10 protein-coding genes are annotated in these 11,585 nt (G+C 48.2%); 7 read left to right on the top strand and 3 right to left on the bottom strand.

Annotation, left to right across the window (positions count from 1 at the left end):
• On the top strand, positions 1-199 hold a 199-nt coding region (locus Q0110_RS17950; protein WP_297909770.1), incomplete at its 5' end, for a hypothetical protein.
• Between the two features lie 60 nt (positions 200-259).
• On the opposite strand, the gene Q0110_RS17945 is transcribed toward Q0110_RS17950, so the two are convergent.
• Positions 260-580 (bottom strand): heavy metal-binding domain-containing protein, encoded by a 321-nt coding sequence (locus tag Q0110_RS17945; protein WP_297909767.1) that lies wholly within the window; start codon positions 578-580, stop codon positions 260-262.
• A gap of 94 nt (positions 581-674) precedes the next feature.
• Positions 675-2,933, bottom strand: a complete 2,259-nt coding sequence (locus tag Q0110_RS17940; protein ID WP_297909764.1) for a GH92 family glycosyl hydrolase — start codon at positions 2,931-2,933, stop codon at positions 675-677.
• A 140-nt stretch (positions 2,934-3,073) separates the two neighbouring features.
• Between Q0110_RS17940 and Q0110_RS17935 the strand changes: the two genes are divergently transcribed.
• The 4 genes from Q0110_RS17935 to Q0110_RS17920 all read left to right on the top strand — a co-directional run bounded on the left by Q0110_RS17935 (position 3,074) and on the right by Q0110_RS17920 (position 4,720).
• Positions 3,074-3,331, top strand: a complete 258-nt coding sequence (locus tag Q0110_RS17935) for a sigma factor (protein WP_297909762.1) — start codon at positions 3,074-3,076, stop codon at positions 3,329-3,331.
• 18 nt (positions 3,332-3,349) lie between these two features.
• Positions 3,350-3,697 carry a hypothetical protein gene (locus Q0110_RS17930; protein WP_297909759.1) on the top strand — a complete coding sequence of 116 codons (348 nt, stop codon included), beginning with the start codon at positions 3,350-3,352 and terminating at the stop codon, positions 3,695-3,697.
• Between the two features lie 121 nt (positions 3,698-3,818).
• A complete protein-coding gene (locus tag Q0110_RS17925) occupies positions 3,819-4,097 on the top strand; it encodes a LysO family transporter (RefSeq protein ID WP_297909756.1) in 279 nt (92 codons plus the stop codon).
• Positions 4,094-4,720 (top strand): lysine exporter LysO family protein, encoded by a 627-nt coding sequence (locus Q0110_RS17920; RefSeq protein WP_297909752.1) that lies wholly within the window; start codon positions 4,094-4,096, stop codon positions 4,718-4,720. The genes Q0110_RS17925 and Q0110_RS17920 overlap by 4 nt, the downstream gene beginning before the upstream one ends.
• A gap of 64 nt (positions 4,721-4,784) precedes the next feature.
• On the opposite strand, the gene Q0110_RS17915 is transcribed toward Q0110_RS17920, so the two are convergent.
• The gene (locus Q0110_RS17915; RefSeq protein ID WP_297909749.1) at positions 4,785-8,024 is read right to left on the bottom strand and encodes a S41 family peptidase; all 3,240 of its coding nucleotides are present in this window, start codon (positions 8,022-8,024) and stop codon (positions 4,785-4,787) included.
• Positions 8,025-8,117: 93 nt separating this feature from the next.
• Here Q0110_RS17915 and Q0110_RS17910 point away from each other — a divergent pair, with 93 nt between their 5' ends.
• Positions 8,118-10,187 carry a histidine kinase gene (locus tag Q0110_RS17910; protein ID WP_366139706.1) on the top strand — a complete coding sequence of 690 codons (2,070 nt, stop codon included), beginning with the start codon at positions 8,118-8,120 and terminating at the stop codon, positions 10,185-10,187.
• A 4-nt stretch (positions 10,188-10,191) separates the two neighbouring features.
• A complete protein-coding gene (locus Q0110_RS17905; protein WP_297909743.1) occupies positions 10,192-10,959 on the top strand; it encodes a LytTR family DNA-binding domain-containing protein in 768 nt (255 codons plus the stop codon).
• The last annotated feature ends 626 nt before the right edge of the window (positions 10,960-11,585 follow it).

Here is an 11,585-nt window from a genome sequence, read left to right as displayed (position 1 = left end):
CCCAGTTGTAGAGACGGGGCGTGCCCCGTCTCCTCCCCTCGCGATGTTTGACGGGAATCTTATTTGTATGTTTGGAATACTATCAGTCCGTGATGAGACGGGGCACGCCCCGTCTCTACAAAGAAAGGGAACCTGTATGGGGTGCGCCTACCTGGGTGTTGGTGCTGCGTCTTTTTTGTATCTACCTCTTTACGGATAATGCGGTTTAGTTCTTTATGTGATTCGCTTAATCCGGCTCCAAAGTATTTCATTTGAAGGATTATCGGTAGCGTACGGCTGTTCCTGCGGCAGTAACCATTAGCATGCTTCCGCTTCCACCTACGGTCTCGTAGTCTAGATCCACGGCGATCACAGCGTTTGCGCCCATCCGTGCCGCATGGTCACTCATCTCTTTTAAGGCCGTTTCTTTCGCTTCCCGCAATACACTCTCGTATGAGCCCGCTCGTCCTCCTACAATATCCCGGATACCTGCGAAGAAATCTTTGAATACATTCGCTCCGATGATCGTTTCACCGGATACGATTCCGAAATACTGGGTGATTTCTTTACCTTCAATAGTGTTAGTCGTTGTAAGTAACATAGTTTCTCTATTTAATCGTTTAAAGGCAAATATAAGACAAAGGGCGAACCAATGTACTGATTCACCCTTTGTTTTTATATTTCTTTATATGAGTTTATTTTACGGGCTGGTCGGTCATGATAAACTCGAGTTTGCCTCCATTCACGATATCAGAATGGCTGATAAAAGGAGTCTCTAAGACCTTGCCGTTTAGCTTGACTTCTTTCACGTATTTATTAGCAGAGCTGTTGTTGGTCGCAACGATCTCGAAAATACCACCTTTCACATGAATAGAAGCCTTGTTTACCATCGGACGGCCCAACGTATAAACCGGAATACCCGGACATACCTGATAGAAGCCTAGGGCACTCATGACGTACCAAGCCGACATCTGTCCGCAATCCTCATTACCGATAATACCATCCGGCTCATTGGTATAGAAATTCTGCATGATATAATCGAGATACCCTTGGCCTTTCCAAGGAGAATCCGTCCAGTTATACAGATAGGCCATATGATGGCTCGGTTCGTTTCCATGAGCGTATTGGCCGATCAATCCGGTGATATCCCCGGAAGCTTCTGCCCCGTCGATCTGTGAAGAAGTAGTAAATAAGGTGTCCAAACGTGTTTCCAGCTCTTTCTTGCCACCGATAGCGGCGATGAAGTTATCCATGTCGTGCGGCGCGAAGAAACTCCATTGGAAAGCGTTCCCTTCGGTATAATCGCTCTTCATGTGAGAAGAATAGCGGGGGTTGAACGGGGTACGGAAAGAACCGTCACCCATTACCGGGCGCATCATCTTCGTTTCCGGGTCTAGATAACGTTTGTAGTACTCGGCTTTCTTGGCGTACTCGTTCGCTAACTCCGTGTTGCCGGCTTTCTTGGCGATTTGGGAGATACACCAATCCTCGTATGCCATTTCCAATCCCCATGATACGGACTCAGGAACAGAATCGGCGGGGACGAAACCGTATTTCTCTTTATAGTAAGGATGCATCGTAATCAGATCCAATTCGCGGGTTCCTTTGAATTTCTCGGCAAGATCCTCTCGGTAAACGGAAGAGCGTGCGCCGGCTTCTGCCCAAGTACTCATATCGCCTTCCGCTAAATCTTTCGCGACGAGGTCCGCGAGAACCGCTACCGCCGGGTATCCCACCATACAGCCCGTATAGCTGGAAGCTAAGGGCCATTTAGGTAATATTCCACCTTCTTTGTAACCTTGCACTAGCACCTTGCCCCAATCTGTCGCTAGGGTAGGATTAATGATTGTCATTAACGGGTGGAGCGCACGGAATGTATCCCACAAGGAGAATACGGAGTAATTCACGTAGCCCGGCTCGGCGGTATGTACTTTCTTATCCATGCCCAGATAACGCCCGTCCGCGTCTTGGTAAGCGAATGGAGCGATCATGGTATGATAAAGGGCCGTATAATAATTGACCATGACTTTCGGATCGGCTTCAATCTGGATCAGGTTCAACGCCTCGTTCCAGATACGGGCTGATTCCTCGCGGGTCTTATCGAAATCCCATCCGGGCAGTTCGGCCTCGAGATTCTTTTCAGCACCTTCCGGATCGACTACGGATAGGGCCACTTTCACATAAAGGGGTTGTGACTTTTCCGCGAATTTATAATGGAACTTCAAATCTTCGGCTGTGTTCAGGCGTAAGAACAAGGAGTCTTTACGCAATTTCCCCCCGATGTATTGGTATACGGTCTCGATCGGCTCCGAGAAAGTAATCCTGTACGACATGGAGTGGAAATGCGCCCACCCTTGCGTTTTCACGGTTCCTTCCACCGTAGAGTCGTTTACGAGTAAATATTGGTTGCCGACTAGCTTGTGCCCCCAGTTGGGTTGCAGGATATGCCCCAGATCAAGCATGACACGGCGTTCTTTCGGGTTGTCATACGTATATTTATGGAAACCTACGCGATCTGTGGAAGTCAATTCCACGTCGATGCCAAAGTTGTCCAGACGGACGGCATAATACCCCGGTGTGGCTTTCTCGGTGTCTTTCTTGAAAGTGGCTACCGGTTTGATGGAGTCTCCGCCGGAGAAAGGCAGCAAGGCCACGTCGCCCAGATCTCCGATACCTGTACCGGACAAATGCGTGTGGCTGAATCCATAGATGTGGTCATCGTCATAATGGTAACCGCTACTTGCGTCCCAACCCAGGATATGGGTATCCGGGCTTAGCTGTACCATCGCGTATGGGCGGGTAGCTCCGGGGAATGTGTGTCCGTGGAATCCGGTTCCGATGAATGGGTCTACATACCTCACCTCATCTTGTAGTTGTGGTGGCTCCGGCGCTTGCTTACATCCGGCCAGCAGGCAAGCAAGAGCGGCTTGGAAAAATAAGATCGTTCTTTTCACTGTTATTATTGATTTAGTTTGTAATAAGCGAATTATCAATCATCTGTCACAAAGATAATGGCTTTGAGGGAATATTGGAAATTTCCTTTTAAAATCTGCAACCTTTTTCGGGATTCGCTCGTCTTACAAGTAAAAAAGGTATGAGGACAAATGAATTTAAAACAAAGATATTGCCGCTGAAGAATAACCTTTTCCGGGTTGTTTTCCGGATTACCGGAGACGTGGCGCAGTCTGAGCGGATCGTTCAGGAAGCCCTGCTTAAGGTTTGGGGAGACCGGGATAGTTGGGTTGTCATAGAGAACTTACCTTCTTATTGCATGATGGTGGCACGTAATCTGGCATTGAGGGAGACATATTCCGGAGATAAGGAAAGGATGGAGCGGTATGCGGTGAGATAACCTGTTTTTGGATCGTGTATGGACTATCAACGAATAAATAAGTTGCTGGATAAATATTGGGAATGCGCCACGTCCGTGGAAGAAGAGCGGGAATTACGCCGTTTTTTCTCCTCGGCGGTGCTACCTCCCGACTTGTTACCCTATAAGGCTTGGTTCGTATCTCATGAGGCTGAGACATTACCTCCTTTGGGGCAAGATTTTGATGCCCGTATATTGGAGCATATCTCGGAAGACCGAAGATTGGTCTCTACATTTAAGTCTATTGCTTATTTAATACATAAGATTATAGGAATGAGCGTGAAGAAGCTCTTCTTCTTATGTGGACAGAATGCCTGTGGACTTAGCTATGACCCGGAAAAGGAATAAGCTGGAAAGAAGGACCGACGCTGAAGGTATGCGGATTCCCGTAAAATTCAAGAAAACGAGGAAGTAACGGTTTTGTGGTACTGTGAGTTTCTGTTAACTTCGCGGCAAAAACTACAAAAGGATGTTTACAGTAATCGGAATCATGTTCTGCGGCATTGCCGTCGGGTATTTCTTTCGTAAGGTGGAATCGTTGCAAAAGATCGGTACGCTTATTTCTTATACGATTCTCCTTCTTTTGTTCCTGCTAGGGATCTCGGTAGGGGCTAACGAATCTATCGTGAATAATCTTACGACATTGGGCTGGCAGGCCTTGTTGATCGCCGCGGCCGGCACGCTGGGTAGCGTCTTGGCGGCATGGGGAGTCTATCACTTCTTTTTTAAGGAAAGGAGCCAGGGATGAAAGGGAGTTTGATCGTCGTGGGTTTCTTTGCCTTGGGGTGTTTGTTGGGATGGAGCGGTTATCTGCCGCAAGTCGTTATCGAGAACGATATAACGGTTTATGTGCTTTACCTATTGATGTTTCAGGTAGGGATCAGTATCGGAAGCGATAAGAAGCTGAAAGAGATCTTGTCGAGTATACGACCAAAACTTTTATTGGTGCCTTTGGCTACTATTGTCGGGACGTTGAGCTTCTCGGCCTTGATCAGTCTCGTCTTGACCAAGTGGAGCGTGTTCGACTGCCTGGCGGTTGGAAGCGGCTTCGCCTATTACTCATTATCATCCATCTTGATAACGGAGCTGAAAGAACCGACGTTGGGGACGCAACTGGCGGCAGAGTTGGGAACGATCGCCTTGATCGCTAATATTATCCGTGAGATATTCGCTTTGTTGGGCGCTCCGTTGTTCGTTAAATATTTCGGGAGGCTATCGCCGATCTGCGCGGGAGGAGCTACGACGATGGATACTACATTGCCGATTATTACCCGCTATAGTGGGAAGGACCTGGTATTTGTCTCTATCTTTCATGGGATCTTGGTGGATTTTACGGTTCCGTTTTTCGTATCTTTCTTCTGCTCGTTGTGAGAAATACTTTATATGCGGTAAAAGCCTTTCCTCTAGGAGAAAAAGGCTTTTACCTCGTATGAAATTATTTTACGGTCTGGAGCATGACTTCTACCGCTCTTTTTAATTGCGTGTCTTCACCGCTCAGTTGTGCCTCGGGGGTATTGTATACTTCGATATCCGGTTCCAGTTGCTGGTTTTCCAGATAATTACCCTGCATATCTTTTACGCCTACCTGTGGGATTCCGAATACCAAGGTCGGATCGATCTGCGTTTCCCACCATACGGCGGTCATGGTTCCGGGAACCGGGGCGCCGATCAGTTTACCGATGCCCAAGGTCTTGTATACCCAAGGGAAGCCATGGGCGTTGGAGTAGTTATCCTCGCACATCAAGACACAAGACGGCTTGGTCCACTTATTGTAAGGATCGCTACCGATGTATTGTCCGCGAGGCTCGAAGCGTTGGTACTCCTTGCCGCTTAACAAGGTAGCTAGATCGTCATGCAGCCAGCCTCCTCCGTTGTGGCGGGTATCCACGATTACGGCTTTCTTATTCCGGCAGCGGCCTAGTAAAGCGGAATAGACTTCTCGGAAGCTCTCGCTATTCATGCCCCTCACGTGTACGTATCCGATTTGCCCGTTCGATAGCTTGTCTACGGTTTCTTGGCAATTCTCGATCCATCTTTTGTAAAGGAGATTCGATAAATCTCCGTTACCGATCGGTTTCACCTGTTCCTCGAAACGCTGTTTGCTGGTAGGATCGTAAACAGAGAGCATTATCTTTTTACCGACCTTACCGCTTAATAACGGATAATAATCCGCATCTTTCTTGATCGAATTGCCATCTATTTTCTCGATGATACAGCCTTTCTTTATTTTGCTATCGGCCAACGTCAGCGGTCCCTTGGCGATGATTTCCTCGATCTTCAATCCGTCGCCCGCGTAAGAGTTGTCGAAGAAAGCGCCTAAGCTGGCGGTCTCCGGTCCGGTTAGCCCCGGGTTGTAACGAGCGCCCGTATGGGAACCGTTCAGCTCACCCAATAATTCGGAAAGCATCTCTTGGAAATCAAAATTATTGTTGATATGCGGGAGGAAACGGGCGTAAGCGGTCTCGTACCCTTTCCAATCCATACCCCGGAGAGTCGGGTCATAGAATTTATCCAATACTTGGCGCCAGGCGTGGTGGAAGATATAGGCACGTTCCTCGGCCGGGCGATAAGCGAACTCGGCCTTGAAAGCGATCGGTTTTTCCTTGTTATCCTTTAGCTCGATCTTTTTTAGTTTGCCGCCGGCGGTAAGGTAAAGATTCTCTACTTTCTTGTCAGCGAATAAAGTGCCCCGGCCTACGTTCTTGATCAATAACTTGGTGGATTTCTCCTTCAGGTCATGTTCCCATAAGTCAAAGCCTTTCTCGAAAGCGGCGCAATAATACAGTTTATCTCCTTTAGGAGAGAGTACGGCATCTCCTAAAGAGGATGAGTTGACAGTCAGGCGTATTATCCGGTCCTTACGATTCGCGAGGTCGAACTTCAAAGGCTCTACGGGTTTGTCTTTCTCTTCCTTATTCCCTTTTTTCTTGCCGGAATCTTTGCCGGAGGTCTCATCCTCGTCCTTATCCTTGTTCTCGTCCTCTTCTATCAAGGCCAGTTCCTCTTTACTGAGGCGGAACTTATCGTAGGCCTCGCCATCGAAGAACATGATGTATACATCTCGTTCGGCCCCCCAGCTACCGTGGCTGCGGAAACCTGCGCGGTCTGAAGACCAGATCATGGCCTTGCCGCCTAATACCCATTTCGCGTCGCCATCCGAATAACCGCTTTCCGTCAGGTTCGTTACCTCACCGCTGCCGTCCGCTTTCACGAGAGCGATATCCGTATTGTTCCAGCCCCCGATGGAGATGTAATCCACCAAGAACCATTTGCTGTCTGGCGACCATTGGAAATGCTGGTCTCCGTCGCTATAGGAGTAGAGATATTTCCCGTCTAATACGGTGCGGACTTGCTTGGTCTTCCGGTTGATGACACGTAGCGTGGTACGGTTCTCGAGGAAAGCCACTTCGTTGCCGTCCGGCGAATACAAGGGTTGAAACGAGGTTTGCCCGGATACGACAAGAGGTTCCTCTTTTAACTCCGGGGCGTAGGTGAACTGTTTATCCTCGTCGCGCGTTAGCTTGCTTTCGTAGATGCCCCATGTTCCTTCCCGCTCGGCAGAGTATACCAATGAACGCCCGTCGGGGCTGAAGTCTATATCGCGCTCTTGCTGCGGCGTGTTAGTGATTTGGCGGGTTGTCTCGTACTCGATGGACGTTACGTATACGTCGCCGCGGGTGATAAACGCCACTTCTTTCCCGTTCGGGGAGACGGCGATATCCGTGGCTCCGTCGGTCAGGAGACGGTGGATCACGTCGTTCTCGATCTTATCCGCTACGATCTGGATATTCACCTTGGCCGGTTTCTGTCCCTCCTTGACGGTATAGATCTCTCCATCGTAACTATAGCACAAAGTGCCGGAATTATCGGAGGTCAGGAAACGGACAGGGTGCGTCGTATGTGTCGTGATTTGTTTCCCGCTGTCGCTTGCCAGATCTTTCTTGAATATATTGAAACTTCCTTTTTCCTCGCTCAGGTAATAGAAAGACGAGCCGTCTGGAGCCCATACCGGGTTACGATCCTCGCCACTGAAAGAGGTGACTTTCTGGAAAGAGCGGTCTTTTCCCAGCGTACATAACCATATGTCGCGGGTGATGGAAGATTGGTGATGCTTGCGCCAGGGGTCCTCGTAACCTTTGTAATCGTTGTATAGCAGTTTGCTACCGTCCTTGCTGAAGGCTATGTTCTCCATGTATAACGAAGAATACAAGTCCGGTCTACCGCCGTCCGTGCCTACCTCGTATACTTGCATGAAGCGGGAACCGGGGAATTGGATGTCCTTGGCGTCTTGCAAGATGTTGGCCAGGTACAAGACATGCTTGTTATCCTTGAAGGTAGCGGGGTATTCGTTTGCGGAATGGGTGGTGAGTCGTTGAGGCTCGCCTCCCTCTTTGTTCATGAGGAATACATCGAAGTTGCCGCTACGGTTGGAGGCGAAAGCTATTTTCTGTCCGTCGGGCGACCAGATCGGGCGGGTATCATGTGCCGGATGTGTGGTCAACTGCCGGGCTTTTCCGCCGGAGGAGGGAACTGTGTAGATATCCCCTTGGTAAGAGAACGCGATTGTCTGCCCGTCCGGGGAGATCGCGCAGTAACGCATCCATAACGGACTGTCGCTTGCTTGCGCCGCGGCCGATAAGAATAACGCCAGCGCAGGAATCATCAAGTTTTTCATATGTATTCTATTTTAGATTTACAAATGTAATTGATTTTGGATATTTATCGGATGAAATAATTGCGTGGATTAATTTTTTAAATATTTTTGCATATGAACTTTAAAACCGCCAACAGGATGGTAAAAAATAGGGTTTATATTCGTTTCATCTCTTTTTTTCTATTGTTTTCCCATTTTGTATTCTTGTTCTCTTGTGGAAAGCTCCCGGAAAAGGCTTCCGGTGCTTCTGATGGCCTGCGGATAGACTCGCTGGAGCGTATAGCCATGGATTCTATCTACCGGAATCCTCGGTATGCTCATTCCATGCTGGATGAGGCGCTGGGTTTGGCCGAAGACAGTTTTCAATATTATAAATCGCTCACGGTTAAGAGCCAGGTTTATTTTGCCAATAGCGTATACGACTCGGGTTTTGTCTTGCGCCGGGCGGTCTTGGAGTATTGCGACCGGGTGCCGATGTCTCCGGGTATCCATGGCCTCTTGGGAATCTTGGAGAATACGGTTGGGAATTATTATTCGTTCTTGGATAAAACGGACTCGGCCCTTCTCTGTTATTCCAGAGCATACCAAGAGATACGGCAGAGTGAGATGGAGCATAAAATCCCGGATATTTGTATCAATATAGCGGATATATATGCCCGGAAGGGAGCTTACGATCAGCGAGCCCGTTATTTTCGCCAAGCCCTTTTCGTGAGCGACTCGTTGGGGATCATGGATCGGATGTCTTTCCCTATTTACCTGGGCTTGGGCGAGACATATATGGAATTAAGGGATTTCGACTTATCCGACCATTTTTACCGTTTGGCGGAGAAGGAGCTGGATTCCCGTAACTTGAGCGAGAAGTTTGCCTTTTGCAATAGCCGGGGAAATTACTATTATTACAAGAAGGAGTACGCGAAGGCGCTTCCTTGGTTCTTGAGAGCCCGCGAGGTGGCACGGCCTACTCGCATGGATTTCTATACCAACGTGTGCGAGATCAACTTAGGGGAGATTTATCTGTGCTTGGGACAGTTGGATTCCGCTCGTCTTTATCTGGAAAAAGGGTTCAAGTATTTTCATACCTATAATAATAAGACAGCCTTGTATCACTTGACGACCCTGAAAGCTTCCTTGGCCTTGAAAGAGGGGAACCCCGGGCTGGCGTATCAATTGTCGCGAAGTTATACGGATACGGTTGGGATAGATCCCAAGATGATAGCGATCCGTAACAAGAACTTGCAGGATTATTTCGCGGCCACGGGCGATTTCAAGCGTGCCTATGAGTACCAGACCGAGAATAGCGTCATTGAGAACAATATCCGCAGCGAGCGAACCCGGATGCGTGTCGCCGAGATCGATATGCGTTATAGGCAAGATACGACTTTGCTCAAACGGGAGGTTATCATCAGGCAGCAAGCCGGCCGGATGGAATACCTGGAGATGACCCGTTGGATTTGGATCTTGCTTTTTGTGATCTTATTAATCGTCAGCGGCATGGTTTATTATTATATGAAGCGCAAGCGACGTGCCCAGTGGCTAAGCCATATCGATCAGGTGACGAAACTGAAGATGGAGAGCATCCGCAACCGTGTGTCTCCTCATTTCATCTTCAACGTATTGAACCGGGAGATCTGCTCGGAGGAAGAGGGTAGCTCCCGCCGTACGCAGCTTTCGGGGTTGGTGGAGTTGCTGCGTAGTAGCTTGGAGATCACGGAGAAGCTTAGCGTTACGCTGGCAGAGGAGTTGCGCTTTGTCCGTACTTACTTGAATTTGCAGACGCAAGGATTGGAGCCGGATTTCCATTTGGAGTGGGATATCGATCCTTCCTTGGCGAGAGACGAGATTTATATACCGGCCATGTTGATCCAGATTCCTGTCGAGAATGCCGTTAAACATGGCTTGCGGACTATAGAGGGCGAGAAACATTTATCTGTCTTTGCCGGTCGTAAGGATAAGGGGATCTTGATCCGCATAGAAGATAACGGTCCGGGATATCTGCCGCTTTCTGACCTGGGGCACGCGAATGGAACGGGCACGGGGGTGAAGGTTTTGTATCGCACGATCCAATTGCTGAATATGAGGAATAAAGAGAAAATAACCTATTCGGTGCGAGAAAAGAATGGGGTGGAGGGGACTGGCACGATCGTGACTTTCTTTATCCCTTCGAACTATAATTATACGTTGTGATGATATGGAGAAGACCTATTCTGTCATACTGATAGATGATGAGATATCTGATATAGAGAAGCTTCGTTCCTCATTGAGGAACTACCCTGCGATGATCGTCGTTGGGGTGGCCTCCGACGCTAATTCCGCAGAGAGCTTGATCCTGAGAAAACGTCCGGACCTGATATTCCTGGATATCGAGTTGCCTTTCAAGAGCGGTCTGGAGTTGCTAAGCGATATCCGGGATAAGGTGACTTGGGGCATGAAGGTGATATTCTATACTTCCTATATGCGGTATTTGCTGAATGCCCTGCGGGAATCTGCCTTCGATTTCTTGCTGAAGCCTTATGGCAAGGAGGATTTCGAGACCGTGATGAACCGTTTCTTGACGAATAGCGAGAGCAAGCGTCCGGAACGGGCTTTTAGCGATTCCTTATCTAGCCTGCTGCCCCGGAACCAAACGACATTTATGGTAGCGACGATCACAGGCTACCAGATACTTCGTCTGGAGCAGATCGGCTATTTCGAGCATGTGAAGGGGGATAAACAATGGTACGTGGTCTTGCATGATCAAAGCCGCCTCCAGTTAAGGAGGAATACGACGGCAGAGGATATCCTAGGTTATTCCCCCGTGTTTGTCCAAGTAAACCAGCAAATCATCATCAACCTTAATTACTTGACGATGATCGATGGTCGGTTTTGTGTTTTGGAGCCTCCTTTTGATCAGAGAAGGGATATCGTAGTCTCCCGCCATTTCTTTAAGGTCATGCAGAAAAAGGTAGAGCTGATGTGATCGTCGTGGAATGCGATTGTAAGCGGATCGGGCTTATCAGTGGCAATATGATCGTAATAAGCCTGCTCTGCGGACAGGCCGTTTTTTCTAGAACCGTGAAACAGTGAGGATACGGAGGCTAAAACGGGTGGAAACATGCGGAAAAGTATCCATTTCCACATACGATAGGTCGCGTTTGCCAACACGATAGGACGTGTCGGACGATACATACGGTTGAAAGAGCCGTTACATCCGGATGAAAAGGCTGTTACGACCCCATGAAAAAGGTGTTGGAAGCATAAGGATTATCCGTTTTGCCTTAAATACGATGAATTCTGATGAATTATTTCGCTAGAATAAAAGCCTGTTTTTGATTATCTGTCAATGAGACAGGATATTGCTGTTTTTTTCTTTCGATTTTGAAAGCTTGTCGTACCTTAGCTTGATATACTCGCCTCTCCGGTAGTCCGGGTTACAAATTGTCAGGATTGTCTTTTTGTTATTCCTTGAGTGTTTGAAGGAATCGTTCTGTTGCCGGAAGTGGTATGATTTATGATTATAGGGTAGTTTTCGTTAACTATATCTTTTAATGTACGCCCGTACATTAGTATATTAAGTGCATAAAAAGTGGCGAATGAAAACGATCG

This window comes from uncultured Parabacteroides sp., assembly GCF_947855115.1.
Lineage (GTDB): Bacteria > Bacteroidota > Bacteroidia > Bacteroidales > Tannerellaceae > Parabacteroides.
The sequence above is the reverse complement of the archived record's forward strand: the minus strand, read 5'-3'. Positions and strand labels throughout refer to the sequence as shown.